The organism is Pseudomonas sp. 05N36 (genome assembly GCF_056397385.1).
Window position 1 is genome coordinate 1 of the sequence record NZ_JBFTNH010000023.1, and the last position, 17,205, is coordinate 17,205.

A 17,205-nucleotide genomic window follows, 5' to 3' on the forward strand; every position below is an offset into this window, starting at 1 on the left:
CGGCCTTGCCGATGAATTCCTTATTATTGGCGCTTTTGGGTAGAAGGGGTGGGACGAAGTCTCCCACGGTCTGTACTGGCTAGAGTCAGAATCGGGCTTTTAGTCCCACCCACCCCTTCAAGTCTAAACATACAAGCGGGCTTGCTCGCGAAGAGGCCATCACATTCAACATCATTGTTGACTGATAGACCGCTTTCGCGAGCAAGCCCGCTCCCACATTGGATCATCTGTGTTCTTGCGAACCGTGCAGATCAGTTCAACCGCCGCTCATGTTCATGAACCGTACAATCTGCACCTCCCCTTCGGGGCCGAAGTCGTGGCGCAGCGGCTTGCCGCGCAAGGCCTTCTGCACCGCGTTGATCAGGGGCTGGTCATCCAGCGGGTAACGCCGCAGTAATCCGCGTAAATCCAGGGCATCGTCCTGCCCCAGACAGAGCAACAGCTTCCCCTCAACGGTCATCCGCACCCGGTTGCAGCTGCCACAGAAGTTGTGGCTGTTGGGTGAAATGAAACCGATCCGGGTATCGTCATGGCGTTCCAGGCGAACGTAGCGTGCCGGCCCGCCACTGTTTTCGGTGCTGTCGAGCAACCGATGACGACTGGCGATCAATGCCCGCACTTCGTCACTGGAGCAAAACGACTCGCCACGCGCGCGGCCAACATCACCCAAGGGCATTTCTTCGATAAAACTGATATCGATGCGTTGATCGATGGCGTATTGCACCAACGCCGGGACTTCATCGAAGTTGCGCCCCTTCATCACTACGCAGTTCAGTTTGATCCGCTCGAACCCCGCGCCCCGCGCTGCTTCAATGCCACCCAGCACCTGATCGAGATCGCCGTTGCGGGTGATCGCGCGAAACTTCTGCCCGTCCAGGCTATCGAGGCTGATGTTCATCCGCTTGACCCCTGCCTCCGCCAACGGCCTGGCCAAACGGCCCAGTTGCGAGCCGTTGCTGGTCATCACCAGTTCGCGCAAACCGGGTAAAGCGGCGATGTTGCGGCACAGCCCGACAATACCGGGACGGATCAGCGGTTCGCCGCCGGTGAGGCGGATTTTGCGAACACCTTGGCCGACGAACAGCGCCGCCAGACGCTGCAGCTCCTCCAGCGTCAGGACCTGCTGACGCGGCAGAAACGTCATGTTTTTCGCCATGCAATACACACAGCGAAAATCACAACGGTCCGTCACCGACATCCGCAGATAGTCGATCTGCCGTCCAAAACCATCCTGCATGACAGCGTTCATCACATCTCCCCGTTTACCCCAAGGCTCACTGCACTAGCGGTGAGTCGGCGCCCTGCAAGTGAATGCCGCGAATATCCGCCGCACCGATCAGGGTTTGCAGGTATTGCACCAGGGCTTTTTGCCAGACACCTTGCTGCAACTGCGTGCGGATCGCCGTCGACACCACTTCATAGGGCAACGGCATGCCTTCGATCCGCTGGTCGACACTGACCACATGCCAACCGTAACGGCTTTCCAGCGGTTTACTCGCCAGCCCCGGCGCCAGGGTGAACAGCTGACGCTCCAGTTCAGGTACGGTCTGACCCTTGCTGATCTGCCCCAAAGAACCGCTCTGGGCCTTCGACGGGCAGGCCGAATATTTCACGGCCATCTCAGCGAAACTGCYGGGAAAATTCTCCAGCCGCTGCAACAGAATTTCAGCTTGAACATGCGCAAGCGCGCGGGCCTCGGCATCGTCCGGCGCACATTCGAGCAGGATGTGCCGCACCGCCAGCAACGGCGCGCTATGAAAGCGCCCGCGATTGTTTTCGTAGTAACGAAGGCTGGTTTCCTCATCGCACTGAGGCACCTGCACCTCACGCTCAAGCAACAAGCGCGTGGCCGCTTCTTCTTCGTTCTCACCGGAGCCGATTTCCAGCGACACGCCGAGTTCGGCAATGCGTTGCTGCAACAACTCGCGGATCACCAGCGCCCTGGCGGCCAGGTAGACCGCCTCCTCACGGCTTTCCGCCGGGTGATATTGCAGCTCCTGAGCCATCGCTTCCGGGGTGATCGACACCGCGTTGACACTGATGATCGGCCACTCCTGCTCACTGCTGGCGATCAACTGCGCCGGGGCGTCATGGGCCGCCGGCGCAACCGGGAGTGCGTCAAACTGCACCGCCCCGGTCGGCGCGACATCCACAACATCGGGCTCCGCTTGCTTGGAAGAACCGCAGCCACCGCTGCCCCCGTTACCGCCACCACATCCACATCCACCTGACATGATTGTCTCCTCAGAACTTCTGACGAACGATTTGATAACGACGCCCCAAGTACCAGACCGGTGCACTGATCATGTGTACGAGACGGGTGAAGGGGAACAGCACGAACAGGGTCAAACCGAGAAACACATGCAGCTTGTAGGTCAAGCCGACCGGCGCGATGGACGCCGCCGCTTCCATCGGCCGCAACAGCACGGTGTTCTGCGCCCAATCGGCGAGCATCACCATCACCGAGCCGTCCATGTGTTCAGTGGACGCCACAATCGTCAGCAGACCGAGCAGCAACTGCGCCAGTAGCACCAGCAACACCAGAATGTCCGAAGTGCTGGAAGTAGCGCGTACCCGTGGATCGCTCAGCCGCCGATTGACCAGCATCAGTAGGCCAACCAGGCACAACAGACCGAAAAGCCCGCCTGAGACCATTGCCAGCAGTTGCTTGTTCTCAGTGCTGATCACATGGTGGTAAACCGACGCCGGGGTCAACAGGCCGACGAAGTGCCCGGCCAGTATGAACAACACCCCGATGTGGAAAAAGTTGCTCGCCACACGCATGCCGCGCTGGTTGAGCATCTGACTGGAGCCTGCCTTCCAGGTGTACTGCGACAGATCGAAGCGGGCCCAACTGCCAATCAGGCAAATAGCCAGGGCGATGTAGGGATAGATCCCGAACAACAACAGGTTCCATTTAGACATTGCCTACCTCCTTGGCCGGCACGGCGGCCAGCCCTTCATGCTGAAAATCCACCCAGTGCAACGGCACTGCGCTTTCTTCCCGGACCTTGCCCGGTGCGCTTGGCAGCGAACTGCAACGGTCCTGCTGTTCGGCCTGGAGAAAGTCCACGGCCTCCTCTTCCCAGATCTTGTCGAGGGCTTCGAGCGAGTCGTCACGCGGTTCGGCAGCCACCTGCGCCCGCAGGTCGGCCACTGCCTGATGCGGCTCGGAACCGGCAATTTGCAGCAGCGCGCGGAAGCAACTGGCGTACGCGCTTTCACGCTCATCCAGACGCGCCGCGAGCAAGGCCAGCAGGTGCGCAACATCCGCCAGGCCCTCGCGGGCCTCGATGTCTTCGCGAGTAGAAAGGAACTCCAGATACAGCGGGATATAGTCAGGAAGCTCTTTGACGCCGATGGCAAAACCGGCGGCTTCGTATTGCGCCATCATGTCGACCATCGCCTGACCACGGTCACGGGACTCACCGTGCACATGCTCGAACAGCAGCAGCGACAGCGAACGCCCCCTGCCGAACAGCGCACCGTAGTGCTCCTGTCCGTCCATCAGGTCATTGGCGCAGATCAGCTCCAGCAACTCGAACAACGCGCCGCGCTGCTTGGGGCTGATTTCCCTGGACTCAATGATCGCCTGCTCCAGCTCGTCGCGACCGCCAATCAATACATCGGTCGGGTAGTCGAGCAGCAGCGAAATCACTTTGAGAATTTGCATGCTCATTCCTCCCACAACTGGACGGTTTTCAGGATGTCGCGGCGGTTAGCTTTCTTGGCACCGAACATGTTGGTGTCGGAGCTGCCGCTACAGCCGCTGCCGAAACTGAAGCCGCAACCGGAGCGCTCGGCGAAAGCATCGCTCATGGCGTCTTCACGGTGGGCGCTGGGCACCACAAAACGGTCTTCATAGTTGGCGATCGCCAGGTAGCGATACATCTCTTCGACCTGGGCCACGCTCAAGCCGACATCCTTCAGCACTTGCAGGTCCTGGACGCCATCGACTTGCTCGGAGCGTTTGTAGGCGCGCATCGCCAGCAAGCGTTTAAGTGCACGCTTGACCGGTTTTTCATCGCCCGCTGTCAGCAGGTTCGCCAGGTACTTCAGTGGAATACGCAGGCTGTCGACATCCGGGATCACCCCGTTCATGCCCACGGTGCCGGCGGTCGCCGCATTCTGGATCGGTGACAGCGGCGGTACGTACCAGACCATCGGCAAGGTGCGGTATTCCGGGTGCAGCGGCAGTGCCAGCTTCCAGTCCACGGCCATTTTGTAGACCGGCGAACGTTGCGCAGAGTCGATCACCGACTGCGGCACACCATCGGCCAAGGCCTGACGGATCACCGCCGGGTCATTCGGGTCGAGGAAGATCTCCAGTTGTTTCTCGTACAGATCCTGCTCATTGGCGGTGCTCGCCACTTCGCTGATGCGATCAGCGTCATACAGCAGCACGCCGAGGTAGCGGATACGGCCGACACAGGTTTCGGCGCAAACGGTCGGCATCCCGGCTTCGATACGCGGGTAGCAGAAGATGCATTTCTCGGACTTGCCGCTTTTCCAGTTGAAATAGATCTTCTTGTACGGACAACCACTGATGCACATCCGCCAGCCACGGCATTTTTCCTGGTCGATCAGGACGATGCCATCCTCTTCGCGCTTGTAGATCGCCCCGCTCGGGCACGAGGCCGCGCAGGTCGGGTTGAGGCAGTGCTCGCACAGGCGCGGCAGATACATCATGAAGGTGTTTTCGTATTCGCCGTAAATGTCCGCCTGAATCTTGTCGAAGTTCTTGTCCTTGCGGCGCTTGGCGAACTCGGTACCGAGAATCTCCTCCCAGTTCGGGCCCCACTCGATTTTCTCCATGCGCTTGCCGGAGATCAGCGAACGCGGGCGCGCTGTTGGCTGGTGCTCGCCCAGCGGCGCGGTGTGCAGGTGCTGGTAATCGAAGTCAAACGGTTCGTAATAGTCGTCGAGGCTCGGCAGGTCAGGGTTGGCGAAAATGTTCGCCAACACCCGGAATTTCCCGCCGATGCGCGGGTTGATCGTGCCGTTGGCGTTGCGAATCCAGCCGCCCTTCCACTTGTCCTGGTTCTCCCATTCTTTCGGATAGCCAATCCCCGGTTTCGATTCGACGTTGTTGAACCAGGCGTATTCCACTCCTTCGCGGCTGGTCCAGACGTTTTTGCAGGTGAACGAACAGGTGTGGCARCCGATGCAYTTGTCSAGGTTCAGAACCATGCCGATTTGTGAGCGAATCTTCATCTCAGTTCTCCTCGATATCGGTCGGCAGGGGACGTGGCAGGTCATCGCCACTTGAACCATCGAGCCAGTCGACTTTGGCCATCTTGCGCACCACGACGAATTCATCGCGGTTGCAGCCGACCGTGCCGTAATAGTTGAAACCGTAGGCCTGCTGGGCATAGCCGCCGATCATGTGGGTCGGCTTGAGCACCACCCGGGTGACTGAATTGTGGTGGCCGCCACGGGTCTTGGTGGTTTCTGAACCTGGCACGTTCACGATCCGTTCCTGGGCGTGGTACATCATCACCATGCCTTCCTTGACCCGCTGGCTGACCACCGCCCGGGCGGTCAGTGCGCCGTTGGCGTTGAAGCACTCGATCCAGTCGTTGTCCTCGATGCCGGCGCGTTTCGCGTCGACTTCCGAGAGCCAGACAATCGGCCCGCCACGGCTGAGGGTCAGCATCAGCAGATTGTCGCTGTAGGTACTGTGAATGCCCCATTTCTGGTGCGGAGTGATCCAGTTCAGGACGATCTCGGTCTCGCCGTTGCTGCGCTTGCCTTTCACCCCTTCAATGGTCCGGGTGTTGACCGGCGGCCGATAGCTCATCAGTTGCTCGCCGAACGCCTGCATCCACGGGTGATCCTGATAGAACTGCTGACGACCGGTGATGGTGCGCCATGGGATCGCCTCGTGAACATTGGTGTAGCCGGCGTTGTAGCTGACGTGATCGTCTTCGAGCCCCGACCAGGTCGGGCTGGAGATGATCTTGCGCGGCTGCGCCTGAATGTCGCGGAAACGAATCGCCTCATGGGCCTTGGACAACGCCAGGTGACTGTGATCGATGCCGGTGAATTCCGACAACGCGGCCCAGGCCTTTACGGCGACATGGCCGTTGGTTTCCGGCGCCAGGGACAGAATCACTTCCGCAGCATCGATCGCCGTGTCGATTTTTGGTCGCCCGTGACTGATGCCTGCATCGCCTTCGCGATGGTTCAGCTCACCGAGGAATTTCACTTCGTCTTCGGTGTTCCAGCTGATGCCCTTGCCGCCGTTGCCGTGCTTTTCCAGCAACGGACCCAGCGAGGAGAACTGTTTGTAGATGTTCGGGTAGTCACGCTCGACCACATGCAGGTTCGGCGCGTTCTTGCCCGGTACCGGTGCCACGCCGGCGCTTTTCCAGTCGGTGCCGCCAAAGGGTTGGGCCAGTTCGCCGACGCTGTCGTGCATCAGCGGGATGGTCACCAGGTCTTTTTCAACGCCCAGGTGCCCTTCCGACATGCTGGAAAACGCCTTGGCGATGCCTTTGTAGATCTCCCAGTCGGAACGCGATTCCCACGCAGGGTCGATAGCCGCCGACAACGGGTGAATGAACGGGTGCATGTCCGAGGTGTTCATGTCGTCTTTTTCGTACCAGGTCGCGGTCGGCAAGACGATGTCGGAGTAGACGCAAGTCGAGGACATGCGGAAGTCCAGCGTGGTGACCAGGTCAAGCTTGCCGATGGCACCCTCGTCCACCCATTCGGCTTCTTCGGGTTTGCAATCGCCGACCTGGCCGATGTCTTCGTTCATCACTCCGTTTTTGGTGCCGAGCAGGTACTTGAGCATGTACTCGTGGCCCTTGCCCGAGGAGCCCAGCAAGTTCGAACGCCAGATAAACATGTTGCGCGGGAAGTTCACCGGGCTGTCCGGCTGCTCGCAGGAGAAACGCAGCGAACCGTCTTGCAGCGACTTGACCACATAGTCTTTCGGGTCCATGCCGGCCGCCGCGGCATCGCGGCAAATGTGCAGAGGGTTGGTATTGAGTTGCGGTGCGCTGGGCAACCAGCCGGCACGTTCGGCGCGGATGTTGTAGTCCAGCGCATGCTCGGGAAATTGCGACTTATCGGCCAATGGCGAGAGCACATCGTGCATGCTCATTTTCTCGTGACGCCATTGCGAGCTGTGGGCGTAGAAGAAGCTGGTGCCGTTCATTTGACGGGGTGGACGATTCCAGTCCAGGCCGAACGCCAGGGGCAGCCAGCCGCATTGCGGACGGAGTTTTTCCTGGCCAACGTAGTGCGCCCAACCGCCACCGGTCTGACCGACACACCCGCAGAGCATGAGCATGTTGATCAGCCCGCGGTAGTTCATGTCCATGTGGTACCAGTGGTTCATTGCCGCGCCGACGATGATCATCGAGCGGCCCTTGGTCTTGTCGGCGTTGTCGGCGAACTCACGGGCGATCTGGATCGCTTTCTCACGGCTGACGCCAGTGATCTGCTCCTGCCAGGCTGGGGTTCCCGGCACCGAAGCGTCGTTGTAATCCTTGGCGACGTTAGCGCCACCGAGACCGCGGTCGATAGCCAGGTTGGCTGCCGACAGGTCGAACACGGTGGCGACTTTAGCGACGCTACCGTCTGCCAGCACCACGTTATGCACCGGCACACGGCGGTATTGCACGGCATCGCCAGCAACGTGCTGGAAGTGCTCGTGGGATTCGCCGGCAAAATACGGGAACGCCACTTCGGCGACGTCATCGCCAATCAGGCTCAGCTTGAGATCAATCTCACGGCCTTCGCCGCCTTCACGAGGGAGGATGTTCCACTTGCCCTTCTCGCCCCAGCGATAGCCGATGGAACCTTGAGGGGATACCAGTTCACCGTTGACATCCAGGGCGATGGTTTTCCATTCAGGGTTGTTTTCCTGACCGAGGTTGTCGGTCAGGTCACTCGCGCGCAAGAAACGGTCCGGCTGGTAACCGGCACCCGGTGCCTTGTCGGGCATTTGCTTGAGCAGCACCAGCACCGGCAAATCGGTGAAGCGCTTGGCGTAGTCAGTGAAATAAGCGCTCGGTTTGTCCAGGTGGAATTCTTTGAAGATCACATGATTGAACGCCTGGGCCAGCGCTGCGTCAGTGCCTTGTTTAGGGTTCAGCCACAGGTCGGTGAGCTTGGCCACTTCCGAATAGTCGGGGGTGATGGCGACCGTCTTGGTGCCCTTGTAACGGACTTCGGTGAAGAAGTGCGCGTCCGGGGTGCGCGTCTGCGGGACGTTGGAGCCCCAGGCGATGATGTAGTTGGAGTTGTACCAGTCGGCCGATTCCGGCACGTCGGTCTGCTCGCCCCAGACCATCGGCGAAGCCGGTGGCAGGTCGCAGTACCAGTCGTAGAAACTCAGGCAAGCGCCGCCGATCAGCGACAGGTAACGCGAACCGGCCGCATAGCTGACCATCGACATGGCCGGGATCGGCGAGAACCCGACGATGCGATCGGGGCCATATTGTTTGATGGTGTAGACGTTGGACGCGGCAATGATCTCGTTGACTTCCTCCCAGTTGGAACGAATGAAGCCCCCCATGCCGCGCTTGCTTTTATAGGAGTCGGCCTTGACCTTGTCCTCGACGATGCTGGCCCAGGCTTCCACTGGCGCCAGGGTCTGCCGCGCATCACGCCAGAGCTTGAGCAACGGCTTGCGGATTTTCGGGTACTTGAGCCGGTTGGCGCTGTAGATGTACCAGCTATAGCTGGCGCCACGCGGGCAACCACGGGGCTCATGGTTAGGCAGATCGTTGCGGGTACGCGGGTAGTCGGTCTGCTGGGTTTCCCAAGTGATCAAGCCGTTCTTGACGTAGATTTTCCACGAACAAGACCCGGTGCAGTTCACCCCGTGGGTGGAACGCACGATCTTGTCGTACTGCCAGCGCGAACGGTAGACGTTCTCCCAGTCGCGAGACTCTTTGCGGGTCTCGCCGTGACCGTCGGAAAACTCGTTTTGCTTGCGATTGAAAAACCGCAGTTGATCCAGTAAATGACTCACGGTGTGTCCTCTCAGGCTTGCTGCGGAGTTCTGTGCCCCGCCCACGCAATGGTTGGATTCGGGTCGGCTTAGCAGGGGGTTGCGGCGCCTTTGCGCGCGTACCACCACCAGGTCACCACAATGCAGCTCAGGTAAAAGCCGACGAACATGTAGAAAGCCATCTCCGGGCCGCCGGTCTGGGCCATCGAAGTGCCGAAGGATTTGGGAATGAAGAACGCACCGAAGGCGCCGATGGCCGAGCTGAAACCGAGGACGGCGGCCGACTCTTTGCCGGCATCCTTGAGCGCTTGTTCGCGCACGGCGGACGGTTTTCCGGCAGAGGCTTTTTCATGCAGGGTGCGGAAGATCACCGGGATCATCCGGAAGGTGGAGCCATTGCCGACACCGGTGGTGATGAACAGCAGCATGAACAGGCCAAGGAAGCCGTAGAAGTTGCCGCCCGAACCGTTCTGGGGGAGGAAGTGCAATACGCCGAAGACCATCACGATCATCAGCATGAAGTTCCACAAGGTCACTTTCGCGCCACCGAGCTTGTCCGCCAACCAGCCACCCAGCGGGCGTACCAGCGCGCCGACCAACGGGCCGAGGAAGGCGAATTTCAAGGCAATGACGTCCGGAAAGGAAGTTTTGATCAGCAACGGAAACGCCGCGGAAAAACCGATGAACGAACCGAAAGTCGCCAGGTATAACCAGCACATCAGCCAGTTGTGCTTGCGTTTGAAGATCACGGCCTGGTCGCTGAACGAAGCGCGTGCACTGGACAGATCATTCATGCCGAACCAGGCCAGCACCGTCACCAACACAATGAACGGCACCCAGATGAACCCGGCGTTCTGCAGCCACAACTGACCGCCGTCCGGCAACGCTTGCGACGAGCCGCCCATAAAGCCGAACACACCGAAGGTAATCACCAGCGGCACACAGAACTGCATCACCGAAACGCCCAGGTTGCCCAACCCGGCGTTGAGGCCAAGGGCTGTACCCTGCTGAGACTTGGGATAGAAGAAGCTGATGTTGGACATGCTCGAGGCAAAGTTGCCGCCACCAAAACCGCAGAGCAAGGCGATCAATACGAACACGCTGTAAGAGGTGCTCGGGTTCTGCACGGCGAAACCCATCCAGATCGAGGGCAACAACAGCGATGCGGTACTCAGGGCGGTCCAGCGCCGGCCACCGAAAATCGGCACCATGAACGAGTAGAAGACGCGCAGGGTCGCCCCAGACAACCCCGGCAACGCCGCCAGCCAAAACAACTGGTCGGTGGTGAAGCTGAAGCCGATGGCGTTCAAACGCACAATGACCGTGCTCCAGACCATCCACACCGCAAAGGCCAGCAGCAGTGCAGGAATGGAAATCCACAGGTTGCGGGTGGCGGTCTGTTTGCCGCTACGCCCCCAGAATGCGGGGTCCTCGGGGCGCCAGTCATGAATCACCGGGCCTTTGTCAGGCTTTTGCAGAACGGACATGTTCTTCTCCTTGGGCAATGCTGGAAAACGGGGAAGTGGTCACCGGCAGTTCTTTACCGAACACCGGGGTCTTGCGTATTTCGCTGAAGTACATCCAGGTGAGGGAGACCCAGACCACGCCGTACATCAACATGAAGCAGGAAGAGCGCACCCCGGTGAGGTCCACCAGGGCGCCGAACAGAATCGGCAACACGAAACCGCCCAGGCCGCCTGCCAGGCCAACGATGCCGGACACAGCCCCCATGTTTTTCGGGTAGTCATTGGCGATGTATTTGAAAACCGAGGCTTTGCCGAACGCGAAGGCGATGCCCATGACGAATAGCAGCACGGTAAACAGCGCGGGATTCAGGCCGATGTGAAAATCCATCGGACCGTTGAGGGTCTGCACTTGCAGTTGGGTCTGTGGGTACGAGAGCAGGAACAGACAGATCCAGCTGACCCACAACACCCACCAGGTCACGCTTTGCGCGCCCCAGCGATCCGACATCCAGCCGCCGACGGCACGCAGGACCCCGCCGGGCAGGGAAAAACAAGCCGCCAGCAGCGCTGCGCTTTGCAGGCTGAAACCGTATTCCTGCACGTAGTACTTGGTCATCCACAAGGCCAGGGCGACGTAGCCGCCGAAGACGATCGAGTAGTACTGGCAGTAGCGCCACACCGCCGGATCTTTCAGCGAACGCAACTGTTCACGCAAGCTGGCGCCGGCGGCACTACGGTGGTCCTTGTTTTCGGTGCTGACGAACCAGAACAACAGCGCAGTAATGAACAGGATCGCGCTGAAGACCTTTGGCACCAATTGCCAACTGCCGACAGCGATCAGTGCCGGGGCGAGAAACTTGGTCACTGCGGCTCCCGCATTGCCGGCACCAAAGATGCCCATGGCGAAGCCCTGGTTTTCCTTGTCGAACCATTTGGCGACGTAGGCAATGCCCACTGAAAACGAGCCACCGGCCAGGCCGACGAACAAGCCCAGTACCAGGAATTGCCAGTAGGCGGTGGCGTGACTGATCAGGTACAGCGGTGCGACGCAGGACAGCATCAGCAGGAAGAACACGCTGCGACCACCAAAGCGGTCAGTCAGCAGGCCCAGCGGTAAACGCACCAGCGAGCCGGTCAGCACCGGGGTTGCGGCCAAGAGGCCGAACTGGGTTTCGTTGAGCTGGAGCAGTTCCTTGATCGGCACCCCGAGCACCGCAAACATCATCCAGACCATGAAACAGACGGTGAAGGCCAGCGTACTCATGCCCAGCACCAAGCCTTGTCGTATACGCGGTTGGATCACAATGCTCTCCAGTCAGTTAGCCATGGCGGCAGACTAGAGAGGCCAACCCCGCAAAAACTTGATCCACATCAACGAAGCCCATGAGGGCAAGGGGCTATCCTTGCCCGGCCTACCTCCAAGGAGGTAGTTCAAGAAAACCTTGAAACCCTTTATTTATCAGCTTCTTAAGGTTTTCCAGTAACGCCATTGCCGACAGGGAGACGTCGGCAACTCTTTAGAGGTAGCGCACCCGGGACTGGCTGCAAAACCGCACTCCGGGACGCCGTATGCTCAGTTTCCGTGTCTTTCCCCAGGATCAGTGCTGATGATGCGCTGGTTGCGCAGCTCCCTGCCCGCTCGCGCCGGGTTGGCGGTGATCCTCATCGCCATACTCGCCCTTGCCAGTTCATTGAGCGCCGGATTGATCGCCTGGTTCAGTCAGGGCGATGCCGCAGCGATCAACACCGCAGGCTCGGTGCGCATGGAGACTTACCACCTGAGCTGGAAACTGGCCGCTGGCGCAACCGGCGAAGAAATCGCCAGCATCACCGACAGCCTGCAAACTCGCCTCAACAGCCAGTCACTCAAAGCGGTACTGGAAGATGGTCCGACCACGGCTCTGCAAATCAGCTATGGGCAAATCCAGCAACACTGGAACGAGGATTTACGCCCGGCACTCGAACGTGGCGATGTGGCCTCTTTTCAGGCTCTGACCCAGCCTTTCGTTGAACAACTGAACCAGTTTGTCAGCCTGCTGCAGCGCGAAAGCGAACAAAAGCAAGGCTGGCAACAGGCGATCCAGGGCCTGGCCTTGTTCAGCACCATGATCGTCCTGCTGGTTGGGCTATATGAACTGCAGTACGGCGTTGTCACGCCCTTGAAAGAATTGGTGGACGCCACCCAGCGCTTTCGTCGCGGCGATTTCAAGGTGCGGGTCAACCATCAGTCCCAGGACGAACTGGGCCAGTTGGCCACGAGTTTCAACGCCATGGCGGAAACGATCGAAGAATCGCATCGCACGCTTGAGAGCCAGGTCCAGCAAAAAACCCTGAACTTGCAACAAGCCAATGCAGCCCTGGAGCTGCTGTACCAAAGCAGTCGAAACCTGGCCACACGCCTGGCCAACGCCGAAGGCCTGGATGAGTTGATCCGGCGCTTCCAGCAACGCCTGCCCGGCTTGCGTCTGTCGCTGTGTCTACAAGGACACTTGCAGGCACCCGCCCAGCAATTGATCGCCCTGCATGGGGCAAACAGTCGGGATGTTTGCGCCAGCAGCGATTGCGCCACGTGCCAGAAGCACCAAAAAACCAACCCGCAGACTTTCAGCATCAGCAACCAGGGCAGCGAACTGGGGGAGCTCAAGGCGCATTTTGTCGACGGGCATCCGGCGCAAGCCTGGGAAACCCAGTTGATCCAGGCCCTGGCCAACCTGATTGGCACCTCGCTTTCACTCAAACGCCAACGGGAACAGGATCATCGCCTGCTGTTGCTCGAAGAGCGCACGATCATCGCCCGCGAACTGCACGATTCACTGGCCCAGGCCTTGTCCTACATGAAACTGCAAGTCAGCCGCATGCAGACCCTGATGCGCCGTGGCGAACCAGTCGAAACCCTGGAAACCGTCACCGCCGAATTGCGCGAGGGACTGAACAATGCCTACCGCCAGTTACGCGAACTGCTGACCACCTTTCGCTTGCAGATTCACGATGCGGGACTGGTGCAAGAGCTCAAGGACACCGCCGAGGAGTTCTCCCGTCGCGGAGAATTTCAGGTGCACCTGCACGTCGATGCGCTGGCCTTTCAGCTCTCCGCCAGCGAGCAAATCCACATTTTGCAGATCACCCGCGAGGCACTCTCCAACTGCCTGCGCCACGCCCACGCGCAAAACGCCTGGTTACAACTGCGCCAGGACGGCGAAACCGTCAGGCTCATCGTCGAAGACGACGGGCGCGGCTTCAGCGGCAACGTCGACCAGCGTGAACACCACGGCCTGAACATCATGGACGAACGAGCTCGCAGCTTGCACGGCCAATTGCAGATATTTTCCAGGGAGCCGCAAGGCACCCGTGTCCAACTGGAATTCCAGCCGGAGTTTCTCGGGCAGCAAACAGAAGGTAGCGTCACATGAGCCCGTCACAACAACACACCATCCTGCTGGTAGACGATCATCCGATGATGCGTCACGGCATCCGCCAGATGCTCGAACTCGAAGATGATTTCAAGATCGTCGGCGAAGCCGGCAACGGCGAAGAAGCACTCAGCCTCATTGAGCCGCTGCAACCGGATCTGGTTTTGCTCGATAACAACATGCCGCAGATGAATGGCATTGAAACCCTGCGCCGATTACGTGCGATGCATTACACCGGCAAGGTGCTGCTGTTCACTGTCTCGGATGCTGAAGACGATATTCGCGATGCACTGCGCCTGGATGCCGACGGCTATCTGCTCAAGGACATGGAGCCCGAACTGTTGATTCAGTACATCCGTGATGCACTGAACGGCGCGTTGGTGGTCAGCCCGGGGCTGACCCAAGTCATGGCCCAGGCGCTGCGTGCTCCTGCGCGTCAGGCGGTGGTGGAACTGACCGAACGTGAGCGGCAGGTGCTGAAAATCATCGCCAGCGGCTTCAGCAACAAAGTCATCGGGCACAAGCTCGGCATCACCGAAGGGACGGTCAAGGTTCACGTCAAGAACCTGCTGCATAAACTCGGCTTGCGTTCGCGGGTCGAGGCGGCGGTGTGGGCCATGGAGCATCTGCGCAACGCCGGCTGACGGGTATTCCTCTTTGGAGGTAGGCCTGCAGAGGCATAGGTCATCCAGGCCGCGCCCTCTACTATGACCGTCAGCGGAGGTACGCCATGCTGACCCACCCTTCCATCATTTTAACGTTGCGCCGTCATCACCTGTTCAGCCAATTGCCGGAGAAAGTCTTCGAGGAAATCTGCAGCCTGGCCATGCTCAAGCACCTGAGTTGTCACTGCACACTCATGCACCAGGGGGACCCGGCCAAGCGTTTTTTCCTGCTGGTCAGCGGTCAGATCAAGTTGTACCGGCTCACCGGCGAAGGTCAGGAAAACCTCGTAGAGATCATCCAGCCCGGCCAGACGTTTGCCGAAGCCTTGCTGTTCAGCCAGGCCCGACTCTATCCAGTGAGCGCCACCGCGCTGAAAGACAGCGTGCTGGTCAGTATCGAGGGCAACCATTACCGCAACGCCCTGGAGGACCAGCCGAAGGTTTGCCTGGCGATTCTGGCCAGCATGAGCGTTCACTTGCACCTGCGTTTGCGGGACATAGACACGTTGACGCTGGCGAGCGCGAGCCGTCGGGTCATCAATTTCCTGCTCCAGGAACGCCATCCCGTCACTGGCCAGATCGTCTTGCAAGTATCCAAACGCCTGGTGGCGTCAAAACTGGGGATTCAGCCGGAAACCTTTTCGCGGATTTTGCATCGGTTGGTCGAGTGCGGCCTGATTGCGATGGAACGACGCAATATCCGCATCCTCGCCAAAGAAGAGGCGCTGGCGGCGTTCCAGTAGGCAGAATTGACCGCAATCAATTGAGTAACGTCATGCGCCTTGCACACTGTAAGAGACCATCAATGGAGAGTGTCAATGCCCCCCTCAACTTTGCCTTTGGTTTACTCCTGCTCAGGCTGCTCCAACGTCGCCCAACTGGCCAACACCCTGGCCGTGCGGCTGGATCGCAGCGGCCTGGCTGAAATGTCCTGCATCGTCGGTGTCGGAGGGCATGTGCCAGCGTTGCTCAACAAGGCGCGCTCGGGGCGCCGGATCTTTGCGCTGGACGGCTGCCCGCTGCGATGCGTCGAAAACTGCCTCAAGCAACATGGCCTGCATGCTGATGTGCACCTGATCCTCAGCCACCATGGGCTGCGCAAACGCCATGGCGAAGACTGCACGCAGGCGCAGAGTGATGAGTTGTTTGAGGGGATCAGGCAGTTGATTGCCAGTGATACTCGCCAGCATGAAACCGACAGGAAACGATAGTCTGAGGGCCAACGAAAATCCAATTGTGGGAGCGAGCCTGCTCGCGATGAGGGAGTGGCAGTCGACATCAATGTTGAATGTAACGGCCTCATCGCGAGCAGGCTCGCTCCCACACTTAATCTACGTTGGTCATCCCGCCGCCAGGCCCTTCCCCGCCCGCTCCAGATTGCGCCACAACCAAACAGGCAAAACATCGGGATCAAGACTGTCGATCAGGTTCTTCAGCGCCAGCCCCAGCTCGGTATCACCTTCGATGACCAGACGCCGGCGAAAAAACAGCGTGTCCGGATCTTCCTGGCGACTGGCCAGGAGCAGAAACTCTCGCCAATTGCCACTGATGGTCACGTGAGCCGTGGCCTGCCTGGCAATTTGCAAGCCCTCGCGGCCCAGGGTCAGGTACCAGGACAAACCCAGATCCGGAATCCGCAGGCACAGCCAACGCCCGCGCAATACTTCGAACTCCCCCTCGCGCAATGGCTCGGCGAGGCAGCGATTCAGTGCCTGTTGCAACGCCAGGCGCTGCACGGCAAAAGGCACCCGACGCACCAGCGGCAGTAAGCGGTCGGCCCCTTTCAACAGCCACTTTTTTCGGTTCAACACAGGCCAACCTCCTCGACGCGCAACATGCCGGCCTGGCCATGCCAGTAACCATTGCAGCCTTCGACGAACAGCGGCGGTGTCTCGCCCAGACGAACCCGTTGATAGGCGTCGATTACCTCGGCCATGCCTTGGGCACGCGGGCTCAGACGCAGCAGATCGGCACCGCAGGCCACCAGCCCGGAATAATCGGCCAGCAGATTGGTCACCTGCGCCGACATCGTTTGAATACCATTGAGGGTGAACAACGGCTGCCCTTCCTGGCTGGTCAGCGCGAGACCATCGGGGTAGTTGATACAGCAAAACTGGCAGTCGTCCTTGGGCCGGTTTTCCGCGCGGGCCGTAAAGCACCGTGCGGAATAGGCCAACGGCAAATGCCCATAGGCGAAGATTTCCACTTCCGGGACTTTGCCGCCGAGTCCGCGGACCTGCTCAATCACATCGCCAATCAACGCTGCCGAACATTCTACTGGCGGCACCCAACGGGTCATTCCGCAGTCCAGCAATTGCGTCAGCGCGTGCCCGTTGTACAAATTGAGCGCCGGACCACCCACGAACGGCAATTTGCGCTCGGCCAGGAACTGCACCGCGCCCATGTCGTTGGCCTCCACCAGCAATTGACCGTTGTCGCAGAGCCGGCGCAGGCTGGAGAGTTCGGACGCGGCTTCGATCAGTGTCAGGCTGGAGATCACCAACTGCGCCTGGCTGCAGGCCTGTAACTCGCGCCCCAACCCCAGCCATTGATCCAGTGAAAAGGCCCGGCGTTTCGAACACACGGTTTCCCCCAGGTAAATCACATCCAGGGGCAAGGCCGACATCTCGGCATAAAAGTGACTGAGTTGCGCTTTGTCCCAATAGAACAGGACCGGCCCAAGACTGAGCTTCATG

At 59.6% G+C, this 17,205-nt stretch carries 14 protein-coding genes; 4 read left to right on the top strand and 10 right to left on the bottom strand.

Annotated features, from left to right (window positions below):
• Positions 1 to 256 precede the first annotated feature (256 nt).
• The 8 genes from moaA to AC1DIH_RS23985 all read right to left on the bottom strand — a co-directional run bounded on the left by moaA (position 257) and on the right by AC1DIH_RS23985 (position 11,737).
• Entirely contained in the window at positions 257 to 1,249 is a 993-nt protein-coding gene (gene moaA, locus AC1DIH_RS23950) for a GTP 3',8-cyclase MoaA (RefSeq protein ID WP_477773526.1), read from the bottom strand.
• 25 nt (positions 1,250 to 1,274) lie between these two features.
• Positions 1,275 to 2,234 (bottom strand): peptidylprolyl isomerase, encoded by a 960-nt coding sequence (locus tag AC1DIH_RS23955; protein ID WP_477773527.1) that lies wholly within the window; start codon positions 2,232 to 2,234, stop codon positions 1,275 to 1,277.
• A 10-nt stretch (positions 2,235 to 2,244) separates the two neighbouring features.
• Entirely contained in the window at positions 2,245 to 2,925 is a 681-nt protein-coding gene (narI, locus tag AC1DIH_RS23960; RefSeq protein WP_216744473.1) for a respiratory nitrate reductase subunit gamma, read from the bottom strand.
• Complete coding sequence (gene narJ, locus AC1DIH_RS23965) at positions 2,918 to 3,673, bottom strand: nitrate reductase molybdenum cofactor assembly chaperone (protein WP_477773528.1); 756 nt, start codon at positions 3,671 to 3,673, stop codon at positions 2,918 to 2,920. The genes narI and narJ overlap by 8 nt, the downstream gene beginning before the upstream one ends.
• A gap of 2 nt (positions 3,674 to 3,675) precedes the next feature.
• The gene (narH, locus tag AC1DIH_RS23970) at positions 3,676 to 5,214 is read right to left on the bottom strand and encodes a nitrate reductase subunit beta (protein ID WP_477773529.1); all 1,539 of its coding nucleotides are present in this window, start codon (positions 5,212 to 5,214) and stop codon (positions 3,676 to 3,678) included.
• A gap of 1 nt (position 5,215) precedes the next feature.
• Complete coding sequence (locus AC1DIH_RS23975; RefSeq protein ID WP_477773530.1) at positions 5,216 to 8,989, bottom strand: nitrate reductase subunit alpha; 3,774 nt, start codon at positions 8,987 to 8,989, stop codon at positions 5,216 to 5,218.
• Positions 8,990 to 9,057: 68 nt separating this feature from the next.
• A complete protein-coding gene (locus AC1DIH_RS23980; protein ID WP_477773531.1) occupies positions 9,058 to 10,455 on the bottom strand; it encodes a NarK family nitrate/nitrite MFS transporter in 1,398 nt (465 codons plus the stop codon).
• On the bottom strand, positions 10,433 to 11,737 hold the full coding sequence (locus AC1DIH_RS23985; protein WP_477773532.1) for an MFS transporter: 1,305 nt from the start codon (positions 11,735 to 11,737) through the stop codon (positions 10,433 to 10,435). Before AC1DIH_RS23985 ends, AC1DIH_RS23980 begins: the two co-directional genes overlap by 23 nt.
• 304 nt (positions 11,738 to 12,041) lie before the next feature.
• On the opposite strand from AC1DIH_RS23985, the gene AC1DIH_RS23990 reads away from it, so the two are divergent.
• From AC1DIH_RS23990 to AC1DIH_RS24005, 4 genes are all read left to right on the top strand, one after another.
• Complete coding sequence (locus AC1DIH_RS23990; RefSeq protein ID WP_477773533.1) at positions 12,042 to 13,844, top strand: HAMP domain-containing protein; 1,803 nt, start codon at positions 12,042 to 12,044, stop codon at positions 13,842 to 13,844.
• Complete coding sequence (gene narL, locus AC1DIH_RS23995; RefSeq protein WP_477773534.1) at positions 13,841 to 14,488, top strand: two-component system response regulator NarL; 648 nt, start codon at positions 13,841 to 13,843, stop codon at positions 14,486 to 14,488. Before AC1DIH_RS23990 ends, narL begins: the two co-directional genes overlap by 4 nt.
• Positions 14,489 to 14,574: 86 nt before the next feature.
• Positions 14,575 to 15,252, top strand: a complete 678-nt coding sequence (locus AC1DIH_RS24000; RefSeq protein WP_477773535.1) for a Crp/Fnr family transcriptional regulator — start codon at positions 14,575 to 14,577, stop codon at positions 15,250 to 15,252.
• Positions 15,253 to 15,327: 75 nt separating this feature from the next.
• Positions 15,328 to 15,720: a putative zinc-binding protein gene (locus AC1DIH_RS24005; protein ID WP_477773536.1), complete on the top strand. Its 393-nt coding sequence runs from the start codon at positions 15,328 to 15,330 to the stop codon at positions 15,718 to 15,720.
• Positions 15,721 to 15,849: 129 nt separating this feature from the next.
• Here the strand turns inward: AC1DIH_RS24005 and ubiT are convergent, their stop codons facing one another.
• Together ubiT and AC1DIH_RS24015 are read right to left on the bottom strand one after the other, a co-directional pair.
• Complete coding sequence (gene ubiT / locus AC1DIH_RS24010; RefSeq protein WP_477773537.1) at positions 15,850 to 16,320, bottom strand: ubiquinone anaerobic biosynthesis accessory factor UbiT; 471 nt, start codon at positions 16,318 to 16,320, stop codon at positions 15,850 to 15,852.
• On the bottom strand, positions 16,314 to 17,204 hold the full coding sequence (locus AC1DIH_RS24015; protein WP_477773538.1) for a U32 family peptidase: 891 nt from the start codon (positions 17,202 to 17,204) through the stop codon (positions 16,314 to 16,316). The genes ubiT and AC1DIH_RS24015 overlap by 7 nt, the downstream gene beginning before the upstream one ends.
• Between the last annotated feature and the right edge of the window lies 1 nt (position 17,205).